Annotated in this window: 25 protein-coding genes; 16 read left to right on the top strand and 9 right to left on the bottom strand. The window is 67.2% G+C overall.

The annotated features are described in order from the left end of the window. Positions 1 to 145: 145 nt before the first annotated feature. Entirely contained in the window at positions 146 to 1,201 is a 1,056-nt protein-coding gene (locus tag FBZ89_RS16610; protein ID WP_145613661.1) for a 3-ketosteroid-9-alpha-monooxygenase, oxygenase component, read from the bottom strand. Positions 1,202 to 1,445: 244 nt separating this feature from the next. Here FBZ89_RS16610 and FBZ89_RS16605 point away from each other — a divergent pair, with 244 nt between their 5' ends. Then, positions 1,446 to 3,197, top strand: coding sequence for an FAD-binding protein (locus FBZ89_RS16605; RefSeq protein ID WP_145751032.1), 1,752 nt, complete (start codon positions 1,446 to 1,448; stop codon positions 3,195 to 3,197). Between the two features lie 70 nt (positions 3,198 to 3,267). Here FBZ89_RS16605 and FBZ89_RS16600 read toward each other — a convergent pair whose 3' ends face one another. The 8 genes from FBZ89_RS16600 to FBZ89_RS16565 form a co-directional block, all read right to left on the bottom strand. Then, a complete protein-coding gene (locus FBZ89_RS16600) occupies positions 3,268 to 3,588 on the bottom strand; it encodes a 2Fe-2S iron-sulfur cluster-binding protein (protein ID WP_145613663.1) in 321 nt (106 codons plus the stop codon). 51 nt (positions 3,589 to 3,639) lie between these two features. Next, the gene (locus tag FBZ89_RS16595) at positions 3,640 to 4,875 is read right to left on the bottom strand and encodes an NAD(P)/FAD-dependent oxidoreductase (protein ID WP_145613664.1); all 1,236 of its coding nucleotides are present in this window, start codon (positions 4,873 to 4,875) and stop codon (positions 3,640 to 3,642) included. A gap of 147 nt (positions 4,876 to 5,022) precedes the next feature. After that, a complete protein-coding gene (locus FBZ89_RS16590; protein WP_145613665.1) occupies positions 5,023 to 6,114 on the bottom strand; it encodes a hypothetical protein in 1,092 nt (363 codons plus the stop codon). A 233-nt stretch (positions 6,115 to 6,347) separates the two neighbouring features. Then, positions 6,348 to 6,791, bottom strand: coding sequence for a nuclear transport factor 2 family protein (locus tag FBZ89_RS16585; protein WP_145613666.1), 444 nt, complete (start codon positions 6,789 to 6,791; stop codon positions 6,348 to 6,350). A gap of 37 nt (positions 6,792 to 6,828) precedes the next feature. Next, entirely contained in the window at positions 6,829 to 7,914 is a 1,086-nt protein-coding gene (locus FBZ89_RS16580) for an alkene reductase (protein WP_145751031.1), read from the bottom strand. A gap of 190 nt (positions 7,915 to 8,104) precedes the next feature. Further along, entirely contained in the window at positions 8,105 to 8,599 is a 495-nt protein-coding gene (locus FBZ89_RS16575; RefSeq protein WP_145613668.1) for an Lrp/AsnC family transcriptional regulator, read from the bottom strand. Next, on the bottom strand, positions 8,596 to 9,078 hold the full coding sequence (locus FBZ89_RS16570; RefSeq protein ID WP_145613669.1) for an Lrp/AsnC family transcriptional regulator: 483 nt from the start codon (positions 9,076 to 9,078) through the stop codon (positions 8,596 to 8,598). Before FBZ89_RS16570 ends, FBZ89_RS16575 begins: the two co-directional genes overlap by 4 nt. Before the next feature lie 98 nt (positions 9,079 to 9,176). Beyond that, entirely contained in the window at positions 9,177 to 10,010 is an 834-nt protein-coding gene (locus FBZ89_RS16565) for a sugar phosphate isomerase/epimerase family protein (protein WP_211115265.1), read from the bottom strand. A 168-nt stretch (positions 10,011 to 10,178) separates the two neighbouring features. Between FBZ89_RS16565 and FBZ89_RS16560 the strand changes: the two genes are divergently transcribed. The 15 genes from FBZ89_RS16560 (at position 10,179) to FBZ89_RS16490 (ending at position 23,896) form a co-directional block, all read left to right on the top strand. Next, positions 10,179 to 10,973, top strand: a complete 795-nt coding sequence (locus FBZ89_RS16560; protein WP_145613671.1) for an SDR family oxidoreductase — start codon at positions 10,179 to 10,181, stop codon at positions 10,971 to 10,973. Positions 10,974 to 11,071: 98 nt separating this feature from the next. After that, a complete protein-coding gene (locus FBZ89_RS16555; protein WP_145613672.1) occupies positions 11,072 to 12,034 on the top strand; it encodes a VOC family protein in 963 nt (320 codons plus the stop codon). 3 nt (positions 12,035 to 12,037) lie between these two features. Continuing rightward, positions 12,038 to 12,913, top strand: a complete 876-nt coding sequence (locus FBZ89_RS16550; RefSeq protein WP_145613673.1) for a CoA transferase subunit A — start codon at positions 12,038 to 12,040, stop codon at positions 12,911 to 12,913. A 12-nt stretch (positions 12,914 to 12,925) separates the two neighbouring features. After that, positions 12,926 to 13,735 carry a CoA-transferase subunit beta gene (locus FBZ89_RS16545; RefSeq protein ID WP_145613674.1) on the top strand — a complete coding sequence of 270 codons (810 nt, stop codon included), beginning with the start codon at positions 12,926 to 12,928 and terminating at the stop codon, positions 13,733 to 13,735. 11 nt (positions 13,736 to 13,746) lie between these two features. Beyond that, positions 13,747 to 14,658 (top strand): enoyl-CoA hydratase, encoded by a 912-nt coding sequence (locus tag FBZ89_RS16540; protein WP_145613675.1) that lies wholly within the window; start codon positions 13,747 to 13,749, stop codon positions 14,656 to 14,658. A 3-nt stretch (positions 14,659 to 14,661) separates the two neighbouring features. Next, positions 14,662 to 15,765 (top strand): NAD(P)H-dependent flavin oxidoreductase, encoded by a 1,104-nt coding sequence (locus FBZ89_RS16535; RefSeq protein ID WP_145613676.1) that lies wholly within the window; start codon positions 14,662 to 14,664, stop codon positions 15,763 to 15,765. Then, positions 15,749 to 16,501, top strand: coding sequence for an enoyl-CoA hydratase family protein (locus tag FBZ89_RS16530; RefSeq protein ID WP_145613677.1), 753 nt, complete (start codon positions 15,749 to 15,751; stop codon positions 16,499 to 16,501). Before FBZ89_RS16535 ends, FBZ89_RS16530 begins: the two co-directional genes overlap by 17 nt. A gap of 12 nt (positions 16,502 to 16,513) precedes the next feature. Beyond that, positions 16,514 to 17,674, top strand: a complete 1,161-nt coding sequence (locus FBZ89_RS16525) for an acyl-CoA dehydrogenase family protein (RefSeq protein WP_145613678.1) — start codon at positions 16,514 to 16,516, stop codon at positions 17,672 to 17,674. An 11-nt stretch (positions 17,675 to 17,685) separates the two neighbouring features. Continuing rightward, the gene (locus tag FBZ89_RS16520) at positions 17,686 to 18,759 is read left to right on the top strand and encodes an acyl-CoA dehydrogenase family protein (RefSeq protein ID WP_145613679.1); all 1,074 of its coding nucleotides are present in this window, start codon (positions 17,686 to 17,688) and stop codon (positions 18,757 to 18,759) included. Next, the gene (locus tag FBZ89_RS16515; RefSeq protein WP_145613680.1) at positions 18,752 to 19,903 is read left to right on the top strand and encodes an acetyl-CoA C-acetyltransferase; all 1,152 of its coding nucleotides are present in this window, start codon (positions 18,752 to 18,754) and stop codon (positions 19,901 to 19,903) included. Before FBZ89_RS16520 ends, FBZ89_RS16515 begins: the two co-directional genes overlap by 8 nt. A 4-nt stretch (positions 19,904 to 19,907) precedes the next feature. After that, a complete protein-coding gene (locus tag FBZ89_RS16510) occupies positions 19,908 to 20,552 on the top strand; it encodes a gamma carbonic anhydrase family protein (RefSeq protein WP_145613681.1) in 645 nt (214 codons plus the stop codon). 2 nt (positions 20,553 to 20,554) lie between these two features. Further along, positions 20,555 to 21,466, top strand: coding sequence for an SDR family oxidoreductase (locus FBZ89_RS16505; protein ID WP_145613682.1), 912 nt, complete (start codon positions 20,555 to 20,557; stop codon positions 21,464 to 21,466). 10 nt (positions 21,467 to 21,476) lie between these two features. Continuing rightward, entirely contained in the window at positions 21,477 to 22,625 is a 1,149-nt protein-coding gene (locus FBZ89_RS16500) for an acyl-CoA dehydrogenase family protein (protein ID WP_145613683.1), read from the top strand. 7 nt (positions 22,626 to 22,632) lie between these two features. Further along, complete coding sequence (locus FBZ89_RS16495; RefSeq protein ID WP_145613684.1) at positions 22,633 to 23,433, top strand: SDR family oxidoreductase; 801 nt, start codon at positions 22,633 to 22,635, stop codon at positions 23,431 to 23,433. Between the two features lie 4 nt (positions 23,434 to 23,437). Next, positions 23,438 to 23,896: a MaoC family dehydratase gene (locus FBZ89_RS16490; protein WP_145751030.1), complete on the top strand. Its 459-nt coding sequence runs from the start codon at positions 23,438 to 23,440 to the stop codon at positions 23,894 to 23,896. The last annotated feature ends 5 nt before the right edge of the window (positions 23,897 to 23,901 follow it).

Below are 23,901 nucleotides of genomic sequence, written 5' to 3'. Positions count from 1 at the left end.
CCGATCTTATTAAGTATTTACTCACTTACTATGATGTGCCTTAAATTCCGCCCAGTTTCAACCGGCGGAAAACGCTATGGCGCGGGGTGCGGCGGTGACAGGGGCGGCCGCCCAGGGGAACGGCCCTGGCGACCGACCCCTATGGTCAGGCCCGGGTAAGCGGCAAGCCACGGGCCCCGAAGGTGCCGTTGGCCTGCGCCTGGAACCGTGCCGCCTCAGCCTTGGGGTTATAGAACTGCTTGTACCACTGGCGCAGCTTGGAGAAGGCCCCGTCTCCGGGAACGGCCAAGGCGGCCAGGCAAGCGCGCTTGTTGGCCCAAATCTCAAAATCCTGGGCCAAGGCAGCCAAGCTGCCAGCCTGCTGCTGCCGGGCGCCGGCGACATCGTCGTCGGTCGCGACGTCCTTGCCCGAATGGACCAAAAGGCCGTGCCAGGCCCGGACCACCCCGTCATCCACCGGCGTGTGGGCGATGTACATCACGGCATGGGCACCGTTGAAGTAAGACAAAAGGACGCCGGGGCCGGTGTAGAAGGTGTTCGTTTCCAGCATGAAGCCTGGCGCCAGGCTGCGATGCTGCGCCCCTTGGAACTGCCGCAGCACGACACCGTCGATGACGTTGCTGAAATATTCCGCCGGTCCACCGTGGGTCGGCCCCAGGTGGGCCACGTCAGCCATGTTGTCGACGATCTCCTGCGGATGGCAGGGCAACGTGCCCAGCTGGTCGATGCTCCAGTGCACATAGGACGGATGATCCCATTCAGGGATCAGCGGCAAGTCGAAATCGGGCGCGCCGCCCTCGGGGTCGTGCCAGGTGAAGAGGCAACCGTATCGCTCTTCCAGTACCCAGGTGCGCAATCGCGCCGCCGCCGGAATCGGCGCCTTGGAATAAGGGATTTCGGTGCATCTGCCGTCAGGCCCAAATTGCCACGCGTGATAGGGGCACCGTATGGAATCGCCCTCCACATGCCGGCCGTCCTGAATGACGTAGGACGTCGTGTTCTTGGCCAGATGGGTGCCCATGTGGGGGCAATAGGCGTCCACCATGTACGCCCGGCCACTCTGCCCCCGGTACAATACCAGGTCCTGCCCGAAGAAGCGCACCGCGGACGGCACCGACGTGACCTCCGGCGCCGCCGCCACCATGAACCATCCCCGGGGATAGGTGAACGGCCCCAGCCCATACTCAACGGTCTTCGCCACGATAACCTCCCTTGCCTGTTTCGCGCATCGGCGCTTATTCGTGGCGATCCTATCATGGCAATTTTCTACGCGAAACGCGTTTTCAATATCGATTGTGCTCCATACTGCGTATCTATTAACCTATAATTCTGCGATTATCGGATAACGTCGGTTGTGCCCACACTCTGCGGCCCTGGCACCTATCGGGTGTTCCAGGCCCGACGGATGTGACCGGACAGATAACAGCAAAAGCATGGGAGGACTTATGAGCAACAAACCCGACAGCCGCGGGAGCGAGGGGCCGAATGTCGACGTCATCATCGTCGGGTCCGGCGCTGGCGCCCTGATGGCCGCTGTGCGGGCCGCCGACCTGGGCCTGAAGCCTCTGGTGGTGGAAAAGGCCGCGTTGATTGGCGGCACCTCCGCCATATCCGGCGGCGGCATCTGGATACCCTGTAATGACGATCAGGCGCAGGCCGGTGTGCGCGACACGCTGGAGGACGCCTTCCGGTACGTGCGGACTTGCGCCAAGGGCTTGGCCAGCGATGACCGCATCCTGGCCTATGTCGAGACCGCCAGGCTGATGGCCCGCTATCTTGGCAGCATCGGGGTACCTTACCGCTGCATGCCGCTGTATGCCGATTACTACCCTTCCCTCCCGGGCGCCCGCCCCGGTGGGCGGACCATGGACCCGGCCGACTTCGACGCCGCGTCGCTTGGCCTGGAGGGCCTCGCCCAGATGCGGCCCGGCAATCCCGGGCAAGCACTGTTCGGGCGCATCAACCTCAATTCCTTCGACGCCCACACCATCCTGTCCCAGGGACCGGGCTCGGTGTCCGTCGTCTTGAAGAACATCCTGCGCTACGCCACGGACCTACGCTGGCGGCTTAAGACATCCAAGGACCGCCGCATGACCGGCGGGCAGGCCCTGGTCGCCGGATTGTTGCGGGCGGCGCGCCAGCGCCAAATCCCCATATGGGTGGACAGCCCGCTTCAGTCACTGCTGACGCAGGAAGGCCGGGTGGCCGGCGCGGTGATCCACCATCGCGGCCAGGACGTGCGCATCGTCGCCAAGCGGGGCGTCGTGCTGGCCGCCGGCGGCTTTGAGCGGAACCAGGACATGCGCAACCAATACCTTCCCAAACCGACTGACGCCCGCTGGACGGCGACCCCGCTCGACGGCAACACCGGTGACGCCATCCGGGCCGGCGCCGCCGTCGGCGGGACCCTCCACATCATGGACCTGAGCTGGGGCGTGCCCACGGTGAATGTCCCCGGTGAAGAGAAATTCCGTGGCGTCTTCGTGGAACGCTCCCTGCCCGGCTGTTTGGTAGTCAACGCTCTGGGTCAGCGCTTCGTGGACGAGTCCGGCCCCTATCCGGAATTCCAGCAGGCGATGATCGCCAACCACCAAGCGACGGGCGGCGCCATTCCGGCATGGATCGTTTTCGACGGCCGGTTCCGCGCCCGCTATCCCATGGGCCCACTGCTTCCCACCAGCCTGATGCCCGACCGCAAGGTACCCCAGGCCTGGTGGGACAGCGTCGTCTGGACAGCCCCGACATTGGAAGCCCTCGCCACGCGCATCGGCGTCGACCCCCAAGGCCTGCGGAACAGTGCCGACCGCATGGCCGCCTTCGCCCGCACCGGCAAGGATGAGGATTTCGACCGGGGCGGTAACGTCTTCGACCGCTATTACGGTGACGTCACCGTCAAGCCCAACCCCAACTTGGCCCCGCTGAGCCAGGCACCGTTCTATGCGATGCAGCTGTGGCCGGGCGACATCGGCACCAAGGGGGGCTTGTTGACCGATCGGGACGCCCGCGTGCTGGATGCCCAGGGCGTGGTCATCCCCGGCCTGTATTGCGTGGGGAACAACAGCGCATCGGTCATGGGCCCCGCCTATCCCGGCGCCGGTTCCACCCTGGGGCCGGCCATGACCTTCGCCTACCGGGCGGCCAGCCACCTGGCAGGCCAGCCCCTGCCCCTGGAGCGGCTCGATCTGCTGGCCGGGTGATCCGGGAAAAGCATGCCCGCGGCCTGGCGTGCAGGCCGCGGGCATCCGATGGCGGCGGACCGGAAGGATGTCAGCGTTGCGACACCGGCGTGTGAACCACCAGCCCATCCAATTCGGCCGTCAGGCGGATCTGGCACGCCAGGCGGGAATTCGGCTGCGGATCGACGGCGAATTCCAACATGGTCCTTTCCGCCTCGGCAGCGGGAGGAAGGCGGGACAGCCAGTCCGTGCTGACCATCACATGACAGGTGGCACAGGCACAGGCCCCGCCACACTCGGCGTCGATGCCGGGAACGCCATTACGCACCGCGGCCTCCATCACGCTGTCGCCGGCACCAGCCTCGATCACGGTATGGAGGCCGGTGGCGGAAACGTAAATCACTTTAGGCATGGTCTTATCCTTGGCACGAACCCTGTGAAGACGGCCCCGCCGCCTGGGCGATCAGACGGCCGCGTCCTTCAGGCCGACAGCGACATCCGCCAAACGGGCCGGAGAAACCGCCCGCCGTTGGGCGATCCATTGCCTGCCGGTCATAAATTCGGCCGGCATATTCACGGCCTCCACCGCCCTCACGGTGTCGTCCGTTCCGATATGGAACACGGCGAAGCGCCCTTCGGCGGAAACGCCGCGCATCACCCGGTGGACCTCGCTACCAGGCAAGCCGGCGAGTTGCAGCTTGACCTCATATTGGTCCGACCAGAACCACGGGACCTCCGGCGCCGGGGCCGGCAAGCCGCAAAGACTTGCCGCCACCTGGCGCGCCTGTTCCAAGGCGTTCTGCACGCTTTCAAGCCGGCCGGCCCCACCATTGAAGGGCAATGGCCTCCGGCTCACGTCGCCGATGGCGTAGATGTCCGGATCGTCGGTTCCGCAGGTGGAACTCACCCGGATACCGTCCTGGCACGCCAGGCCGGCGGCCTCGGCCAACGCGCTCTCGGGGATGGCGCCGACGCCGACCAGAACCGTATCGGCTGGAATTGCCGTTCCGTCGGTCAGCATCACCTCCGTCACACGCCCGTCCCGCCCCCCGATGGCCTCCACAGCCGCCGAAAGGCGCAGGTCCACTCCTCGCGCGGCGTGCAGGGCGGCATAAAAGTCCGAAACCTCCGGACTGGCGACGCGGGCCAGCAGGCGCGCTTCACGCTCCACCACCACGACATCCCGCCCCAGGGCACGGGCGGCGGACGCGACCTCCAGCCCGATATAGCCCCCGCCGATCACCACCAGCCGTCCGGTGGAGCCCAACCGGCTTCGCAACCCGTCCGCGTCAGCCACAGTGCGCAGCGTCACCACGCCGTCGAGCCCCGCGTCGGGGACAGGCAAGTCCCGCGGCCGCGACCCGGTGGCGAGGATCAGCACGTCATAGGGAACCCGGGCGCCATCGCTCAGCACCACCACCTTGGCGCCGCGATCAAGGGCGACAACCCGACACCCGCAGCGCAGCGCGATCCCTTGCTGCTGGTAAACTTCGGCCTTGCGCAGCACGACACCGTCGAAGGAAACCGCCCCCTTCAACCAGGCCTTGGACAGGGGCGGCCGCTGATAAGGCAACTCGCCTTCCGCGCCCAGCAAGGTAATGGCCCCTTGCCATCCATTTTGCCGCAACTGCAAGGCGGCACTGGCACCAGCGTGGCCGGCGCCGACAATGACGACATTGCGGTTCACATTCTGCCCCACGCGTGGTTCCCACCTTTTCTCTCGCGGCCAGGCAGCACCGGCCCATCGATAGGGGAACGGCCGCCCGCCATCACCGCAGTACCGGCGATGCGAACGGCCGCCCCGCTGGGGAAGGCCGACAGCCTTCCCGCCGACAACAGCACCGCGTCACGCGGCCCGGGCGCCCCCAATGCGCAAGGGCGACAGGGGGGCATCGGCCGGATACTGGACCGGCGGCCCGAAATCGTAGGCCGCGTTCAAGGTGCGAATGAAGAGCGGATCGGCCAACGGATCGGCGGGCGGGGTGATCTCAATCCCCTTGGAGCGCACGTCCTTGATCAGGGTCTCGAACACCTGGTCCAGCGTCAGATCGGCCGAGCGATCCATATTCTTCTTCAACTCGGCATAGTCCTCGAACACCTCAGCCGACCAGTGCACCAGGAAGCGCAAATCGTCGGTGGAATGGCGGGCGATCACCCGATCGCCCGTCTTGAGGAGCCACCCGTTCCGGTCGGACGGGTCCCCCTGGAAGACAGTGTCGAAGCCAAGCCCATCCGGATATTGCTGGTCGCGTGGCCCGTTAGCCTCCCCCCGGTGCAGCATCATCTCGTTCTGCACCAGGACGCCGCGGTTGTAGACGGGCGGCATCAGCCGCTTGGGCGGGTTGAGCGGCCCCTCGGGCCAGTAGGTGAAGCCACTCTGAGGATCGTTGGAGAACCAGGTGATCACCTGGGCCATCTTGATCAGGTAGTCCTTGAACAGACCCGATTTGCCCATGACGCTGCACAGCCAGGTCGGCGCGCTCTCATACCGGACGCCACGGAAGCTGGGCGTGTCCAGATGGCCGGGGTCGGTATTGGCGCAGGGGCCGTTCACGTTGAACAGCATCATCTGCGGCTTGGCGTACTGCGCCTTCCAATAGGATTTGGCGTAATCCAGGAAGCGCTGGTTATAGAAACAATCCGCGATCTCGGAATACAGCGGTGCGGAATAACTGGCGTAGTAGCCGCGGAAGGTGGGCGTCAGGAACATGTCCAGGGTCGGCGTGATACCCGCCGGCATAGCACCCGACAAGGTCGCGATCAGCGCATCCACGGACGAGAAGTGCTGGGCGATGATCAGCTTCCAGGGACCGTTGCGGTGCACCACGTCCAGCAGCCGCTGGCGCTGGTCCTCGGTGTAGATGTCCACCAATTCCCGCGGCGGCGCCGCCGGACGAAGAATATTGGACAAATGTTCCCTGCGGGCATCGGTGTTCATCGTTCGCTCCCTGGCAGGAAGGCCGCCCCTACTGGGACCAGTCGCCCCCCTTCTGTGATTGTTCCGGGATTATAGGGAGGCGCCATCGGCCACGCAACGCGAAAACAGGATGATGCGTAATTATTAACATCTTTAACTACGCATTATGAATTTATTTCGGCATAAATAGACGCCCTTGCGCATGCTTGCGGCGGAGATGGCGCGTATCTTTGCCCCCAAGATAACGAAGACCTTCAGGTCGGCTCGCCGGCCGAGGTGAAGGCGTCCATGGTCCAGAACGCCCGCAGCGACGTGATGCGATACGTATCATCGAACGCCACCACTTCATGGACGGTCAGACGTTCCACAGGCGCCCCGGCCTTCTCCATTCCCATGGAAAACCGGATCAGGGCCTCCCGCCCACCGGGGACGAACACCTCCAACACAGGCGCGAAGCGATAGCCCCCTTGCTCCGCCATCGCCCAGAAGGCACGAATGGCGTCAAGGCCACGATGGAGTGGGCCGCCGACAGGATCCTCCACCACGGCGTCGCCGGCGAACAGCGACGCCCGCGCCGCCGCGTCACCATCGCGCCAACTGGCCAAGTACGCCTCCACCGTGCGGCGCTGACGGGCCGGGTCCTGCGCCACCGTTGACCGCGTCATCGCCTGTGCCAGATCTCGGGCGTCCGCCGACATTCGCTCCTCCTGTCATATGAGATTGGTGTTGATGGTGTCACGCGCCGACGGCGACGGGCACGTCCGCGCTCCATTGCGGGTAATCGGTGAACCCCCGGGCGTCGCCGCTGTAAAAGGTGCCGCGATCGGGCTCTACCAGCGGCGCCCCGTTGCGGAAGCGCGCGACCAGGTCAGGGTTGCTGATAAAGAACCGGCCGAAAGAAACCGCCTCCAACCGCCCATCGCTCAGCAGCTTCTGTGCGCTGTCCAGCGTCAGGCCGCCGTTGCCAATCACCGGCCCGGTCCAATGCTGCCGCACGAAGGACAAGGGCTCCAACTCCGGAATGGGCGTGTTGATGAGGTGAAGGTAGGCCAGCCCTAAGGGCTCGACGGCCCGCAGGAGCGCCGTATAGGTCGCCACCGGCTCTTCATCCTCCATGTCGTTATAGCCGTTGCCAGGCGAAATGCGGAACCCCACCCGCCCAGATCCGATGGCTGCGGCCATGGCTTCCAGCACCTCGATGACGAACCGGGCACGGCTCTGAGGCGAGCCGCCATAGCGGTCCGTCCGCTGATTGGTGCCCGTCGCCAGGAACTGCATAGGCAGGTAGCCGCTGGTGGCGTGCAACTCCACGCCATCGAAGCCTGCCGCCCGGGCGTTCCGCGCCGCCGCGGCCATTTCATCGACGACACCGGCTATCTCGGCTGTCGCCAGCGCACGGGGTTCAGCGCAGGGCGCCATGCCGGCGGCGGTATACAGGGCCTGTCGGCTGCGAATGGCCGAGGGCGCCACGGTTTCAGCCCAGGGGTCCTTATTCCCCGCCGCCCCCACCCGCCCACAATGCATCAGTTGCATAACGATGCTGCCACCAGCGGCGCGCACACCCGCCGTCACGGCACGCCAGGCCGCCATCTGCAGCGGCGTATGGATGCCGGGGGTCCGGAAGTAGCCCTTGCCATGGATGCTGGGTTGCACACCTTCGCTGACGATCAGGCCGGCACCGGCCCGTTGACGATAGTATTCCGCCATGTCGGCCGTGGGCTCGTCGTTCACCCCCGCCCGGCAGCGGGTCATGGGGGCCATCACCACGCGATTGTTGAGGGTGAGGTCGCCCAGGCGAATGGGCGAGAAGATGCTGGCCATGGTTCACTCCGGTGGAAGCCCGAGCCATTCGCGGCGCCCAAACCGGCACGGCCGATGCTCATGGCACCGACGAGGCGGGCGCTCACTCGAGCGACCGCCACATTGTCAGAATCAACGGTTCAGATCCACACCAATCACACTTTGCGTATTTTTAGCGCGTAAATATTACGCATATCTGCATAAACGGCCGTCACTCCTCGATCGGCGCGGCCTCTGGTTCCACACGGACGATACGCGCCATGCGGGCATCGTACTTCAGGCTGTGAATGGCGGTGGACACCTCCACCTCCCGCACCCCGGCCAGCGGCTTGATGGACGTGCTGACCAGCTCGTGCACCCGCTCCAGGCTGGTGAACAGGCCCATGGCCATCAGGCTGTACCGCCCCAGCAGGACCATGACGCAGCCGATGGCGGGGATGGCCGACAGCTCCTTGGCCAGTTCAGGCACCCGCGCCGGATCGGCCTGGATTCCCATCATCACCAGGTTGGGGGACCCCGCCATGCGGAAGCTGGTCACCACGGTGAATTGGATCAGCCCCTCGGCCTGCAGCCGCTTGATACGGGTGCGGATGGTGCCCTCGGTGACACCCAGCTCCGCCGCGATCTGCCGGTTGGACGAGCGCCCGTCGCGGCCCAAGGCTTCGACGATGCGATGGTCAAGGTCGTCAAGCTTTCCGCCGTTCATAGGGGGGCCACATTGAATTCGAATTTCACGATATCGGCGGCGATTCCGGGGCTCAATTCGCTGATGCCCGGAATCTTGGCCACATGGTCCAGCAGGAAGGTATTGATCTCCCCGAACTCATGCAGGATGACCAGCATCTCGATGTCGTAGGCGCCGTTCATGATGTGCAGGCTGAAGACTTCCGGAAGATCCGCCAGATCCTTGGCCACGTCGGCCACCGGACGCCCCAGGACCTTCACCCCGGTAGCGATCAGCATGTTGTAGCCGTGCGCCGAGAAGTCGGCGACGGCCACCACCCGCATGGCCTTGCTTTCCTCAAGCCGATGAAGGCGCGCCGACACGGTCCCAGCCGTGATCGACAGGCGGTCCGCGATTTCCTGGTTGGTTGCGCGCCCGTTGGAGCGAAGGATGTCGATGATCGCCTCATCGACGGTATCAAGTCCGGCAGGCGTCGCGCGCCGCCCCTTTCTGATCTGCATGTGGTGCCTTACACTTATCGCCGTCACGCTGCTGGCTACGCATCGTAACAAGAGCCCCTCATGGCCGCGACTGCTTTCGCAGGCGGGCCGTTTTACCGCTATGCAGGGCCATGACCTTCCGCCACCGCCCTGGCCGCCACCGCCCCGGCCGCCGACACGGCGCGTAGCGCGCGGGCGAGCGGCGCCTCCCCCTGCAGGATAGCCTCCTCCTGCGGCACCTCAACGCTCACCGGCACGTCCGGGGGCAGGGCGCGCAAGAATCCCGCGACGTCGAAATCCCCTTGTCCCGGCAGCCCCCTTTCCCTGGCGGCCTCCGCCTCCCGCGCGCCCGGCGCCACCCTTGCCGGTCCATCGCATAGCTGGGCCAGCAACACACTCCCCGCCGGCAAAGCGGCGACCTGGGCCACATCGCCGCCGGACCGAACAAGATGCAACAGGTCCAGGGTTATCCCGACGCGGCCGGGCCGGCCGATGCGCGCGACCTCCGCAATCGCAGCGGGCAAGTCCGGCACCAGGGACGGCGGGTAGAACTCCACACCAACGGCAAGGCCGCGGCCGGCCGCTTCCTCGCAAAAGGCTGCGAACTGATCGTGCCGTCGCCCGGCGTCGCGGTCGTACAGCAGCACGTTGACGGCGCGGATACCCAAGTCGGCCGCGGCATCCAGCGCCGGTCGGAAATCCGTCGCCACCGATCGGCCGTGCAGCGTGAATGGATAGGCGAGGTCCATGCGAACCCCCCGCTCCTGGAATCGCGAGCGCACGCGCCGCCGCGCCGCCGCATCGGTCACCAGATCATAATCGGCCATGCGGGGCAGCACGCTCATGGCATGCAGGAACAGGCAGACGCCGTCACACCCCGTCGCCGCCGCCAGATCAGGAAGGTCCCAAGGAGGGACGTCTATGACGGTCAAATGATCCAGCAACAAATGCATGTACGCGCCCCGTCTCCCGGCCCCAACCGGCCCAACGCTCCGCACCATATGTTCAATGCGGGCGATGGTCATTGAAATTCGTACATTAATTTGCTCACATCGACGCATATCAGCAATAGAACGCCGTTCAGGCATCCATTGGCGTACAACAACATCACGAGGGCCACCATGCACGATCCCCTTTCCGTTCCGCCCGGTCGCGTGGTCATCGTCACCGGCGGCACCCGCGGCCTTGGCCGCGTCATTGCCGAAACCTTCCTGCGCGCCCGCTGCACCGTCGCCATCTGCGGGCGCCATGCGCCTGAAGCGCTGCCCTCCGCCAACGGCCAGGTCGCCAGTTTCCACCCCTGCGACATCCGACAGGCCGACCAAGCCAGAGCCTTCGTCGACGCGGTGGCGGAACGCCACGGCCGCCTGGACATCGTCATCAACAACGCCGGCGGCTCCCCCCAAGCCGATGCCGCCACGGCCTCCCCCCGTTTCTCCGAGGCCATCGTCGCGCTGAACCTGCTGGCCCCCCTGCATGTCGCCCAGGCGGCCAACCGGATCATGGCGGAACAGGCGGAGGGGGGCACGATCATCAACATCACCAGCATCGCCGCCAAGCGGGCCTCCCCCGGGACGGCCGTCTATGCCGCCGCCAAGGCGGGCTTGCTAAGCCTGACACGCAGCCTGGCGCAGGAATGGGGGCCCAAGGTGCGGGTGAACGCCATCACCGTCGGCCTGGTCGAGACGGAACAGTCGGAACTGACCTACGGATCGGCCGCCACCCGCGACGCGATCGCCGCCTCCCTGCCCCTGGGCCGCATGGGCAATGGCGGCGATGTGGCCGCTGCCGCCCTCTACCTCGCCTCCGCCGGGGCCGCCTATGTCAGCGGTGCCGACCTGGCCGTCGATGGCGGCGGCGAACGCCCGTTGTTCCTGGAAATCGTCAAGCAGCACCGCCGGGATTGCGCAAACTGACGACCGTCGCGCTTGTTTCTGTAGATCTGCGTTTTAGACTGGTATATATCTACGCATATCAACGATAATTGATCACAAAAATCCGCCTTTGCGCAGAAATGCCGGGCCGGAACAGGGAGATCCCAGGGATGACGGTGGCGTCACTAGGCTATGTGGTAATCGAGACGAGGGATCTCGCGTCCTGGTCCACGTTTGCGACCGAGGTCGTGGGCCTCATGCCAGCCCCCTCGGCCCAGCCCGACGTGCTGTTGTTTCGCATGGACGATCGGCCCTTCCGCTTCTGGATCCAGCAGGGGGATCGCGAGGCCTTCGTGCAGCCGGGCTGGGAGTTGGCCAACGCGGGGGACTTCAATGCCGCCGTGGAACGCTTGAAAAGCGCAGGCCGGCCCGTCCAGCTGGCCACGCCGGCGGAGGCGCGGGCCCGGCAGGTGACGGCCCTGGCCCGATCGTCCGACCCGGCGGGCAACGATCTGGAAATCTACTACGGCCGCGTCCTGGACTACGCCCCCTTCCGGTCGCCGGCCGGGGTCAGCCGTTTCGTCACCGGCCCCAGTGGGGAACTGGGCCTGGGCCACGTCGTCCTGTCCGCCCCCAACTTCGCCGAAACGCACGCCTTCTATAAGTCGGTGCTGGGCTTTGGTGACACCGACCTCGGCCATTTCTATCTGGCCGGCGGCAGCCCGGATGATCCGGGTGTCCGTTTCGCCTTCATGCACGCCCGCAACCAGCGCCATCATAGCCTGGCCCTGGGTGAGCTGCCCCAGAACGAGGCGCGACTGGTCCATCTGATGGTGGAAGTAGCCAGCGTGGACGACGTCGGCCGCGCCTATGAGCGGGTGCACAAGCAGGCGGTTCCCGTTTCCGCCACGCTGGGGCGGCATGTGAACGACAAGATGCTGTCCTTCTACATGCGTACGCCCGGTGGCTTCGACATCGAATATGGCTGCGACGGCCTGCTGATCGACCCCGCGACCTGGATCCCCACCACCAGCCTGCCTGTCAGCGACTGGGGCCATGTCTGGGCGTTCCAGAACGCCGACAACCAGGGAAGCGAGGGCTGAACCATGCTCGACAAGCGCATGACCCTGGACGATATCGTCGACCAGTTGTCCGACGGCATGACCATCGGCATCGGCGGCTGGGCCACCCGGCGCAAGCCCATGGCCCTGGTGCGCGCCCTGCTGCGCTCACGGCTCAAGGACTTGACCCTGGTCAGCTATGGCGGGCCGGACGTGGGCTTGCTGGCCGCCGCGGGTAAGCTTCGCCGCCTGGTGTTCGCCTTCGTCTCGCTGGACCATTACCCGCTGGACCCGCATTTCCGCGCCGCCCGGCAGGAGGGACTGGATGTGCTGGAGCTGGACGAAGGCATGTTCCATCTGGGACTGAGGGCGGCCGCCATGCGTGTCCCCTTCCTGCCTACCCACATCGGCATCGGCACCGACATCATCCGCCAGCCGGCATTCCGCACCGTGCGCAGCCCCTATGAGGATGGAGAGGAACTCGTGGCGGTTCCGGCCCTGCCCTTGGATGCGGCCCTGCTGCACGTCCACCGGGCCGATGCGCTGGGCAATGTCCTGACGCTCAGCCCCGATCCCTTTTTTGATGAACTGATGGCCCGTGCGGCCAAGCGGGTCTTCGTCACCACGGAGAAGCTGGTGCCGACACCCGAACTGGACATGGCCAACAACGCCCGCTTCAATCTGTGCGAACGGGCGCTGATCAGCGGCGTGGCCGAGGCGCCCTTCGGCGCCCACCCCACCAGTGCCACCCCCGACTACCAGCTCGATCTTGGCCACCTGAAGACCTACGCCGACAGCGCCGCGTCGCCCGAAGGCTGGGTCGACTACCGCGCCCGCTTCATCGATGTCGGTGCCGATCACTACCTGGACGCCATAGGCGGTGCCGGGCGCGTCGCCGCCCTGCCCAAGCCCGTCTATTGAGCGAGAGCCGCCATGACAGACACATCGCGCCCCACGCCCTACAGTCTCGCCGAACTTGTCATCACCGCCGCCGCCGAAACCTGGCGACATGACGGCGAAGTCATGGCCACGGGCATCGGCCCTCTGCCCCGCCTGGCTGCGGCCCTGGCGAAGACCACCTTCAATCCGGCGCTGCAGACCACGGACGGCGAGTGCTTCTACACCGCCAGCCCCGTGCCGCCCGGCCCGGCCACCGATACGCCGCCGGTGATCGAGGGCTGGTCCCCCTACGACCGCGTGTTCTCCGCACTCTGGGGCGGGAAACGCCACGCGATGGTGGCGCCGGTGCAGATGGACCGCTTCGGTCAGACCAACATCAGCGTCATCGGCGACCACGCTCGGCCCAAGGCGGCCATGCTGGGCGCCCGGGGCTTCCCCGGCAACTCGGTCCACCACCCCAACAGCTTCTTCTTCGCCAACCACACCAGCCGCACCTTTGTCGCCGGCGAAGTCGATTTCGTTTGCAGCGCCGGCTACAACCCGGCCCGTTACCTGAACGGCCAGCCGCCGCGCGGACTGGACCTGCGCCTGATCGTCACCGATCTGGCGGTGCTGGACTTCGGCGGGCCCGGCCACGCGATCCAGGTGCGCAGCCTGCACCCCGGGGTCAGCTTCGACCAGGTTCAGGACAACACCGGCTTCCCCCTGCATCGGCTGGAACACGTGGCCACCACATCCGCCCCGACGGCGGAGCAGTTGGCCCTGATCCGGCAACTGGACCCCAACAACGTCCGGCGCACGGTGTTCAAGGGCGACCCTGCCGGCGACCGGCGTACGGCGTGAGAGGGGAAGCCATGTCCCATCAGCCATCCCCCGACCTGGTCGAGCCCAGGCATCAGCCACCGAGTTATGAAACGGATGAGCCTGTCCGCTACGTGACGGACGGCCCGGTCGCCTGGGTCATCATGAACCGGCCGCGTTTCAACAACGCCCAAAACTCGCAGATGACCTACGCCTTGGACGCGGCCTTCCGGCGCGCCGTGGATGACGACGCCATCCGCGTCATCGTCCTGAAGGGCGAGGGCAAGCACTTCTCCGCCGGGCATGACATTGGCACGCCGGGCCGCGACCTGCACAGCCGCTTCGACCGGGCGCTGCTCTTGCCCGATCACACCAACAAGCCGGCGGCCGAGCTGCTCTACACCCGCGAGCATGAGGTCTATCTGGGCATGTGCCGGCGCTGGCGCGACATTCCCAAACCCACCATCGCCATGGTTCAGGGCGCTTGCGTGGCCGGCGGCCTGATGCTGGCCTGGGTCTGCGACCTGATCATCGCGTCGGACGACGCCTTTTTCCAGGACCCGGTGGGCCGCATGGGCATCCCGGGCGTGGAATACTTCGCCCACGGCTTCGAACTGCCGCCGCGCATCGCCAAGGAATTCATCCTGCTGGGCGAGCGCATGCCGGCCCGGCGAGCCTACGACTTCGGCATGGTCAACCGCCTGGTGCCCCGCGACCAGCTGGAGGGCGAGGTGAAAGCCGTCGCGGCGGAACTGGCCAGCCGGCCCCGCCTGGGCAACTGGCTGACCAAGCAGGCACTGAACCATGTGGAAGACCTGCGGGGCAAGCGCACCGCCACGGACGCCCATTTCCACATGCATCACTTCGCCCACGCGCAGAACGACCTGACCTCCACCAACAGCTTGGGCGGCCTGGACGCCAAGTCCATGGCGCAGGCCAATAAATCGCAGGCGGGGGAGCGCTAGGCCATGCAGCCGGATCCGTTGATCACCGCCTTGGTGGAGCGGCTGGGCTGCCGCTACCCCATCATCCAGACCGCCATGGGCTGGGTGGCGGAGCCGCCGCTGGTGGCCGCGTCCTGCAACGCCGGCGCGTTCGGTTTCCTGGGCGCGGCCGTCATGACACCCGCCGACGCGGCGGCCAAGATCGCGGCCGTGCGGCGCCTGACCGACCGGCCCTTCGGCGTCAATTTCCACATGTTCCAGCCGGGCGCCGCCGAGATCGTCGAGACGATCATCGCCAACCGGGCGCAGGTGCGGGCCGTCAGCTTCGGCCGGGGGCCGGACGCCGCCATGATCGTCCGCTTCCGCGACGCCGGCATCCTGTGCGTGCCCACCGTCGGCGCCCTGAAACACGCGAAGAAGATGGTCCAGCTGGGCGTCGACATGATCAACGTCCAAGGCGGCGAAGGGGGCGGCCATACCGGATCCGTCCCCACCACCGTGCTGCTGCCCCAGGTGCTGGACACGGTGACCGTGCCCGTCATCGCCTCGGGAGGCTTCGCCGATGGGCGTGGACTGGCCGCCGCCCTGGCCTTCGGCGCCGTGGGCATCGCCATGGGCACCCGCTTCCTGCTGACGGCAGAGAGCCCGGTGCCGGCGGTGACCAAGGCCCGCTACTTGGAAGCCGACACCGATGACATCGTATTGACCACCAAGCTGGACGGCATCCCGCAGCGCATGGTCCGCACCCCCCTGATGGACCGCATTGAGCGCTCAGGCCCCCTGGGCATGTGGCTGCGCGCGCTGGAGAGTGGCCTAGCCCTGAAGCGCCAGACAGGCGCCGGCTGGGGGGAGCTTCTGCATACGGTACGGGGCATGACCGGCCATGGGGGCCTGCGGCTGGACCAGGCGCTGATGGCCGCCAGCGCCCCCATGCTGATCCAGAAGGCGGTGGTGGAAGGCAAACCGGACGAGGGCGTCATGGCCACTGGCATCGTCGGCGGCCGCCTGACCGAAATCCCCACCTGCCAGGCCCTGATGGACCGCATCGTGGCGGAGGCGCGGGAGCGCCTGGCCGCGCTGTGCCCCGCCCCTGTCGACAGCCGGAGGTACCATGCCGATCACGCTTGAAACCCACGGGCGGGTCGCCGAGATCGTTTTCGACTGGCCGCCGGTCAACGCCTTCGACACCAGTGGCTGGGAACTGATCCCCCGGCTGGTGGAAAAGGCGGGGGGCGACGCGGAGGTACGCTGCGTCCTGATCCGCGCCGAGGGCAAGGGCTTCTGCGGCGGCGTCGACATCAAGGAGATGCAGGCCCATCCGGAACGCATCGTCAAGCTGAACCGGGACAACTACTTGACCTTCAAAGCCATCCGCGACTGCCCGGTTCCCGTCGTGTCGGCCCTGCATGGCTTCGTCATCGGTGGTGGCGTGAACATCGCCGGCGCCTCCGACATGCTGATCGCGGCGGAGGGTGCCTATATTTCCCTGCCGGAGATCGACCGGGGCGCCATGGGGGGGGCCGCCTTTCTGTCGCGCATGTTGCCGCTGCACAAGGTGCGCGCCGCCTTCTTCACCGGCGGGCGGATCCCGGTGGAGGAAGCCTATCGCCTGGGCGCGGTGGAAGCGGTCGTGCCCAAGGAGCGCCTGCTGGAGGAGGCCCGCGCCTTCTGCGCCGTCATCGCCACCAAGAGCCGAACCGCCCTGGTCTTGGCCAAGCAGGCGCTGAACGGGCTGGAACCTTTGGACCCCTGCCAGGGCTACCGCTGGGAGCAGGGCTTCACCTTGGAAATGTACATGCATGAGGACAGCCAACGCGCCCGGGACGCCTTCGTCCACGACAAGGGCCGGACGGCCACCTTCTAGGAGCCCTGCCCCGTGAATCTGACCTATACGCCTGAGCAGAACGCCTTTCGCGCCGAGGTTCGGGCCTGGCTGGCGGCCCATGTGCCCGCCCGGCCCTTGCCCTCCTTCGATGCCACGCGGGAAGGTTTCGAAGCCCACCGGGCTTGGGAGCGCACCCTGGCCGAGGGTCGCTGGGGCATGGTGACGTGGCCCCAGGAATACGGCGGCCGTGGCGTCGATCTGCTGCAATGGCTGATCTTCGAGGAGGAATACTACCGCGCCGGCGCCCCAGGGCGTGTGAACCAGAACGGTATTTTCCTGCTGGGCCCCACATTGATGGAGTTCGGCACCCCGGAACAGAAGGCCCGCTTCCTGCCGGCCATGGCCAATGGCGACGAGATCTGGGCCCAGGCCTGGTCCGAGCCCCAGGCTGGCAGCGATCTGGCGGGGGTGCGGGCGACGGCCACCCGGGATGGCGACCACTATGTCCTCAACGGGTTGAAGACCTGGTCGTCGCGCGCCGCCTTCGCCGACTGGGCCTTCGGCCTGTTCCGCAGCGAGGCCGGCAGCCAGCGGCACCAGGGCCTGACGCTGGTGCTGTTCCCCCTGAATGCGCCTGGCGTGACGGTCAAACCCATCGCCCGCATCGACGGCAAGGTCGGCTTTGCGGAAATCTTCCTGGATAACGTCCGAGTGCCTGCGGACCAGCGGCTGGGCGATGAGGGGCAAGGCTGGCACATCTGCATGGTCACCGCCGGCTTCGAGCGCGGCCTGATGCTGCGCAGTCCCGCCCGCTACCAAGTGGCGGCCGCCCGCCTGGCGGCGCTGTACCGGCGGGAGGGTGACCCCGACGACGCGGTTACGCGGGCGGCGGTGGCGCAAGCCTGGATGGATGCGGAGGCCTACGCCCTGTCCATCTACGCCACCGCCAGCCGCATCCTGGCCGGGCAGCCCATCGGACCGGAAACCAGCACCAACAAGATCTTCTGGTCGGAGCTGGATGTGACGCTGAACCGCACCGCCCTGTCGATCCTGGGCGCCCGCGCCGAACTGCTGCCCGACCCCGCCGCCCCCGACCCCACGGGCGATTGGCTGGACGACTACATCTTCTCCCTCGCCGGCCCGATCTACGCCGGCTCCAACGAAATCCAGCGCAACATCATCGCCGAACGCATGCTTGGGCTGCCGCGCTGAGGAACAGGCTGATGGACTTCACCCTCACCGACGAACAGAAGATGCTGGCCGACGTGGTCGCCAAGTTGCTGGACGACCATTGCCCGCCCGCCGCCCTGCGCCAGTTGATGACCGACGGGGCTCCCCGCGACGCGGACCGCTGGGGCGCCATCGTGGAAACCGGGCTGGTGCCGGTCCTGGTGCCGGCGGAGCAAGACGGCCTGGGCCTGGGCGAACTGGACTTCGCCCTGATTGCCCAGGCGTGCGGACGTGCAGCCTTGCCCGAACCGCTGGTCGACCATGCGGGCATCGCCCTGCCCTTGTTGGCCGCCTGCGCCCCGGCGCACCCCTTGTTGGCCGAGGCCTTGAGCGGCGCCGCCACGCTGGCGATCGGCCATCCCCTGAACCCGCTGGTCGCCGATGCCGATACGGCCGCCGCCCTGCTGCTGGTCCATGAGGGCGACCTGCACCTGGTACCGCGTGATCAGGTGACACTGACGCGCCGTCCCAGCATCGATCCATTCCGCCGCCTGTTCGACGTGGCGTGGAAGCCGAGCGGAACCACCCGCATCGCCAGCGCCGCCACCGCGGCCGGGCCCCTCGCGGACGCCATCGACCGGGGTGCCCTGTTCGCCGCCGCGCAGTGCCTGGGCCTGGCGCAGTGCTGCGTGGACTTGGCGGTCGCCTATGCCAAGGATCGCACCCAGTTCGGTAAGCCCATCGGGTCATACCAGGCCATCAAGCATCACCTGGCCTCCGTCCAGGTGAAGATCGAATTCGCCCGCCCCGTGCTGCATGCCGCCGCCACGCGCTTCCCCGACCGCGACACACGGTCCCGGGCGGCCATATCGCACGCCAAGCTGGTGGCGGCGGAGGCGGCGGACCTGGCCGCCCGCACCGCCATCCAGGTGCACGGCGCCATGGGCTACTCCTGGGAAGTGGACATCCATTTCTTCCTGAAACGCGCGTTGGCCCTGACTTACGTCTGGGGAACGCCGGCCTTCCACCAAGCGCGGGTGGAACGGCGCGTCCTGGCCGGCCCCCTCGGTCCCGACCAAACCTTCCTGCCCGATCATCCCCGCCAGAACGAGGGCCAGCATGCCTGAAGCCTATATCATCGACGCCGTCCGCACCCCGATCGGCCGCAAGAAGGGATCGCTGGCCGGCATGCATTCCGCCGATCTGGGCGCGCACGCCATTGCCGCGCTGATAGCCCGCACCGGGGTCGACCCCGGTGCCGTGAACGATGTCGTGTTCGGCTGCACCGAAACCATCGGCAGCCAGGCCGGCGACATCGCCCGTACCTGCTGGCTGGTGGCGGGTCTTCCCGATCATGTGCCGGGCGTCACCGTGGACCGTCAGTGCGGTTCCGCCCAACAGGCGGTCCACTTCGCGGCCCAGGGAGTCATGAGCGGCACGCAGGAGCTGGTGGTGGCCGGCGGCGTGCAGAACCTCAACATGATCCCCATCTCCGCCGCCATGGAAGTGGGCCGCACCTACGGCATTCCCGACCCCTTTTCCACCTCCCCCGGTTGGCTGGCCCGCTACGGCAAGCAGGAAGTCAGCCAATTCCGCGCTGCGGAGATGATCGCCGAAAAGTGGGGCGTCACCCGGGAAGCAATGGAGGGCTTCGCGCTGGCCAGCCACCAGAAGGCCATCGCCGCCAGCGATGGCGGGCGCTTCGCCCGCGAGATCGCTCCGGTGGGGGAATTCACCACCGACGAGACGCCGCGTCGCGACACCTCGCTGGAGAAGATGGCCGGCCTGAAGCCCCTGGTGGAGGGTGGACGCCTGACCGCCGGCGTCAGCAGCCAGAACGCCGACGCCTCCGCCGCCCTGCTGATCGCCTCCGCCCAGGCCGTGAAGGATCATGGCCTGAAACCGCGGGCGCGCATCCATCACATGAGCGTGCGGGGCGACGACCCCGTGTGGATGCTGACCGCCCCGATCGCCGCGACCCGCCATGCCCTGGCCAAGACGGGGCTGGCCCTGGCCGATATCGACCTGTTCGAATGCAACGAGGCCTTCGCCAGCGTGGTGCTGGCCTGGATGTCGGAACTGGACATAGATCCGGACCGCGTGAACGTGAATGGCGGTGCCATAGCATTGGGGCACCCGCTGGGCGCCACCGGCGCCCGCATCATGACCACGCTGCTGAACGAGTTGGAGCGGCGCCAAGGACGCTACGCCCTGCAGACCATGTGCGAGGGCGGCGGGCAGGCTAACGTGACCATCATCGAGCGGCTGTGACACCATGGCCGTCTATAGCTACCAAGGCATCGTACCGGTCGTGGACCCGAGCAGCTTCGTCCATCCGGGCGCGACGCTGATCGGTGACGTCATCGTCGGCCCTGGCTGCTATCTCGGGCCGGGCGCGTCGCTGCGCGGCGACTTCGGCCGCATCGTGGTGGAGGGCGACAGCAGCATCCAGGACAACTGCACCCTCCACACCTCGTCCGGCAACGACTGCCACGTCGGGCTGGGCGCCACCATCGGACACGGCGCCGTGCTGCATGGCTGCCGCATCGGGCGGCACACCCTGGTGGGCATCAACGCCGTCGTCCTGGACAACGCCGAGCTGGGAGAGGACTGCCTGGTCGCCGCCCTGTCCCTGGTGCGCCCGGACGCCCGGTTCGAGGCCGGCTGCCTGATCGCAGGCAACCCGGCCAAGGTGATCCGCCATTTCAGGCCCGACCAGATCACCTGGCGCAACACCGGGGACGGCGAATACCAGCGCCTGACCCGCGAGGCCTTCACCGACCTGCGGGAATGTCAGCCGCTGGCCGCCGCGGAACCGGACCGGCCACGCATCCGCGCCAACGCCATTGCCGTGCGCCTACGGGGCGCCACGGCCGAGGAACGCCGGCGCCGCGCCGCCGCCACAGAGCATGGGGAATAACGATGTCGCGTATCTGCGAAGGCCGGGTGGTTGTCGTCACCGGCGCTGGTAACGGCCTGGGCCGGGCCTATGCCCTGGGCCTGGCCGCGGAAGGCGCCCGGGTGGTGGTGAACGACCTGGGCGTGGGAACCCACGGTGAAAGTGGAGCCACGGAGGGGGCCGCTGCACGGGTGGTGAACGAGATCCGGGCCGCCGGCGGCCAAGCCGTGGCCAACACGGACGACGTCACCGATTGGGACGCCAGCGGCCGCATCGTGGAATGCGCGCTGGACAGCTTCGGCGACCTGCATGCCGTGGTGAACAACGCCGGCTTCGTTCGCGACCGTATGTTTGTTTCCTGCACGCCCGATGAATGGGATGCCGTCCTGCGCGTGCATCTGCGTGGTCACTTCTGCACCAGTCGTCACGCCGTGGACTTCTGGCGCGCCCGCCAAAAGGCCGGGCACACGGTGGATGCCCGCATCATCAACACCACCTCCGGCGCCGGCCTGCAGGGCAGCATCGGGCAAAGCGCCTATTCCGCCGCCAAGGGCGGCATCGCCACCCTGACCCTTGTACAGGCGGCGGAACTGGGCCGCTACGGCATCACCGCCAACGCCCTCGCCCCGAATGCCCGCACCCGCATGACCGAGGGCGCCTTCGCCGCCGAGATGAACCGGCAGGAGGGGGACCTGGATGTCTATGCCCCCGAGAACACGGCCCCCTTGGTCGCCTGGCTTTGCAGCGCCCAATCGCGGGAAGTCACCGGACAGGTTTTTGAGTTGAAGGGCGGGCGGCTGTGGCTGTCCCAGGGCTGGACCGACAGCGTGTCCATCGACAAGAAGGCCCGCTGGGCAGCCGATGAGCTGGGCCCGGCGATCCAGGACCTGCTGCGTGCCCGGATGCCGCCCAAGCCCGTCTACGGCGCGGGCTGAGGATGGCACCATGCATTTCGCTTTGACCGACGATCAGCGCGCGATCCGCGACAGCGTCCAGGCCTTCCTTCAGGAAGCCGCCGGCCTGGACCGCCTTCGCTCCACCATCGAGGCCGATGCCGGCTGGGATGCCGAACTTTGGCACAATCTGGCGGTCGACATGGGCTATGCCGGCCTGATGGTGCCTGAGGCTTATGGCGGCATCGGGGGCGGCGCCGTCGACATGGCGCTGGTGTTGGAGGAGACGGGTGCGCGGCTGGCCATGGCGCCCTTCTTCGAAACCGCGGTTCTCGGTGTCCAGACCATCCTCGGCGCGGGCACGGAGGCGCAGAAGCGGAGCCTGTTGCCCGGCTTGGCTGATGGCAGCACCAAGGCGACCCTGGCCCTGACCGGTCCCCAGGGCCGGCCGGCCCCCGATGGGGTTACCGCCTGGCTCAGGGCGGAAGAAGGCGCATGGCGTCTTAGCGGCGAATCCTGCTTCGTGCCCTTCGCCCATGTCGCCGACCTGCTGCTGGTGGCCGCCCGTGCCCCCCTGTCCGCCGGCCCCCGGGGCATCAGCCTGTTGGCCCTGCCCCGCGACGCGACCGGCTTGCGGGTCGAGCGCCAGCCCGGGCTTGACCCGACACGGCCCCTGTGCCGCCTGACTTTCGACACCGTCGCGGTGGCGCCCGATCAGATCCTGGGGAGAGCCGAGGAAGCCGGCCCCGTCCTGGAGCGTATCCTGGCCACCGCCGCCGGCTTGCTGGCGGCGGAACAGACCGGTGGTGCCGCCTTCTGCCTGGCCACCACCGTGGAGTATGCCCAGCAGCGGGTGCAGTTCGGCCGCAAGATCGCTTCCTTCCAGGCGGTGAAGCACGAATTGGCCGACATGATGGTGGCCGTGGAGGCCGCCCGCTCCGCCGCGCTCTACGCTGCCGCCGCCATCGATACCGACACCGACCTGCTGGAGGCGTGTTCCGCCGCCAAGAGCTGGTGTTCAGACGCCTATCGTCATTGCGCTGGTGAAACGATCCAGCTTCACGGCGGCATCGGCTTCACCTGGGAACATCACGCCCACCTCTACTTCAAACGCGCCTGGTCCAGTTCAGCCTGGCTGGGCGACCCGGCCCATCACCGCGAGCGGGTCGCCCGGTTGATGGGCCTGGATGACATTCCCTGAGGACCCTATGACCATTCCAGCCCCCCGCCCCGTCGCCCCCCCACCCTACCCGCCCGCCCGTGGCCTTTTAACAGGCAAGACGGTGGTCATCACCGCCGCCGCGGGCACCGGAATCGGCTATGCCGTCGCCAAGCGCGCCGCCGAGGAGGGCGCGCGGCTGCTGATCAGCGACTATCACGAGCGCCGCCTGGGCGAAGCCGCTGACCGTCTGGCGGCGGAAACGGGCCACCGCCCGGCCACCCAGCTGTGCGATGTCACCAAGGAAAGTGATGTCCAAGCGCTGCGCGCCGCAGCGGACCGGGCGCTGGATGGCGTCGACGTCCTGATCAACAACGCCGGCCTGGGTGGTGAGGCGTCCGTCGTCGAAATGACGGATGAACAATGGTCGCGGGTGCTGGATGTCACTCTGACCAGCGTCTTCCGCATGAGCCGCGCCTTCCTGCCCGGAATGTACGCCCGCGGTGGCGGCGCCATCGTCAACAACGCCTCCGTCCTGGGCTGGAGGGCGCAGGCGGGTCAGGCGCACTACGCGGCCGCCAAGGCGGGTGTGATGGCCTTCACCCGCTGTGCCGCCATCGAGGCTGCGGGCCATGGCGTGCGCATCAACGCCGTGGCGCCCTCCATCGCCATGCACCCTTTCCTGGCCAAGGTGACGACACCGGAAGCGCTGGAGCGATTGGCGGCACAAGAGGCCTTTGGGCGGCCGGCCGAAGTGTGGGAGGTGGCCAACGCCATGCTGTTCCTGGCGTCCGACCTTTCCTCCTACATGACGGGCGAAGTGCTGTCCGTCTCCAGCCAGCGGGCCTGAGCCCATGGCGATCACCGTGGACACGCCGCACGATCTGCTGAACCAGGTGGGCCAGGACCTCGGCACCACCGAATGGCTGGTCGTGGACCAGGACCGGATCGACGGCTTCGCCCAGGTCACGGGCGACCATCAGTGGATCCATGTCGATCCCGTGCGGGCCAAGGAGGGCCCCTTCGGCACCACCATCGCCCACGGCTACCTGACACTCAGCCTGGTCAACCTGTTCCTGCCGCAGTTGCTGCGCATCCAGTCCTTCGCTTCCGGCGTCAACGTGGGGCTGGATCAGGTGCGCTTCATCGCTCCCGTCCGGATGGGCTCCCGCCTGCGGGGCCAAGGCCAGATCCTGGCGGTGAAAGAGGTCAAAGGCGGCGCCATCCAGTCCGTCGTGCGCATGACCGTCGAGATTGACGGGCAGGAAAAGCCCGCCTGCGTCGCCGACACCATCTCCCGCTACTTCCCCTGAGGGTT

The sequence above is a fragment of the Nitrospirillum amazonense genome (assembly GCF_007828045.1).
Classification (GTDB): Bacteria; Pseudomonadota; Alphaproteobacteria; order Azospirillales; family Azospirillaceae; genus Nitrospirillum; species Nitrospirillum amazonense_C.
The sequence above is the reverse complement of the archived record's forward strand: the minus strand, read 5'-3'. Positions and strand labels throughout refer to the sequence as shown.

Coding starts and splice junctions, on each gene's coding strand:
- FBZ89_RS16605 (WP_145751032.1), top strand. CDS start 1,446: ATGAGCAACAAACCCGACAGCCGCGGGAGCGAGGGGCCGAATGTCGAC.
- FBZ89_RS16600 (WP_145613663.1), bottom strand. CDS start 3,588: ATGCCTAAAGTGATTTACGTTTCCGCCACCGGCCTCCATACCGTGATC.
- FBZ89_RS16590 (WP_145613665.1), bottom strand. CDS start 6,114: ATGAACACCGATGCCCGCAGGGAACATTTGTCCAATATTCTTCGTCCG.
- FBZ89_RS16585 (WP_145613666.1), bottom strand. CDS start 6,791: ATGTCGGCGGACGCCCGAGATCTGGCACAGGCGATGACGCGGTCAACG.
- FBZ89_RS16580 (WP_145751031.1), bottom strand. CDS start 7,914: ATGGCCAGCATCTTCTCGCCCATTCGCCTGGGCGACCTCACCCTCAAC.
- FBZ89_RS16575 (WP_145613668.1), bottom strand. CDS start 8,599: ATGAACGGCGGAAAGCTTGACGACCTTGACCATCGCATCGTCGAAGCC.
- FBZ89_RS16570 (WP_145613669.1), bottom strand. CDS start 9,078: ATGCAGATCAGAAAGGGGCGGCGCGCGACGCCTGCCGGACTTGATACC.
- FBZ89_RS16565 (WP_211115265.1), bottom strand. CDS start 10,010: ATGCATTTGTTGCTGGATCATTTGACCGTCATAGACGTCCCTCCTTGG.
- FBZ89_RS16560 (WP_145613671.1), top strand. CDS start 10,179: ATGCACGATCCCCTTTCCGTTCCGCCCGGTCGCGTGGTCATCGTCACC.
- FBZ89_RS16555 (WP_145613672.1), top strand. CDS start 11,072: ATGCCGGGCCGGAACAGGGAGATCCCAGGGATGACGGTGGCGTCACTA.
- FBZ89_RS16550 (WP_145613673.1), top strand. CDS start 12,038: ATGCTCGACAAGCGCATGACCCTGGACGATATCGTCGACCAGTTGTCC.
- FBZ89_RS16545 (WP_145613674.1), top strand. CDS start 12,926: ATGACAGACACATCGCGCCCCACGCCCTACAGTCTCGCCGAACTTGTC.
- FBZ89_RS16540 (WP_145613675.1), top strand. CDS start 13,747: ATGTCCCATCAGCCATCCCCCGACCTGGTCGAGCCCAGGCATCAGCCA.
- FBZ89_RS16535 (WP_145613676.1), top strand. CDS start 14,662: ATGCAGCCGGATCCGTTGATCACCGCCTTGGTGGAGCGGCTGGGCTGC.
- FBZ89_RS16530 (WP_145613677.1), top strand. CDS start 15,749: ATGCCGATCACGCTTGAAACCCACGGGCGGGTCGCCGAGATCGTTTTC.
- FBZ89_RS16520 (WP_145613679.1), top strand. CDS start 17,686: ATGGACTTCACCCTCACCGACGAACAGAAGATGCTGGCCGACGTGGTC.
- FBZ89_RS16515 (WP_145613680.1), top strand. CDS start 18,752: ATGCCTGAAGCCTATATCATCGACGCCGTCCGCACCCCGATCGGCCGC.
- FBZ89_RS16510 (WP_145613681.1), top strand. CDS start 19,908: ATGGCCGTCTATAGCTACCAAGGCATCGTACCGGTCGTGGACCCGAGC.
- FBZ89_RS16505 (WP_145613682.1), top strand. CDS start 20,555: ATGTCGCGTATCTGCGAAGGCCGGGTGGTTGTCGTCACCGGCGCTGGT.
- FBZ89_RS16500 (WP_145613683.1), top strand. CDS start 21,477: ATGCATTTCGCTTTGACCGACGATCAGCGCGCGATCCGCGACAGCGTC.
- FBZ89_RS16495 (WP_145613684.1), top strand. CDS start 22,633: ATGACCATTCCAGCCCCCCGCCCCGTCGCCCCCCCACCCTACCCGCCC.
- FBZ89_RS16490 (WP_145751030.1), top strand. CDS start 23,438: ATGGCGATCACCGTGGACACGCCGCACGATCTGCTGAACCAGGTGGGC.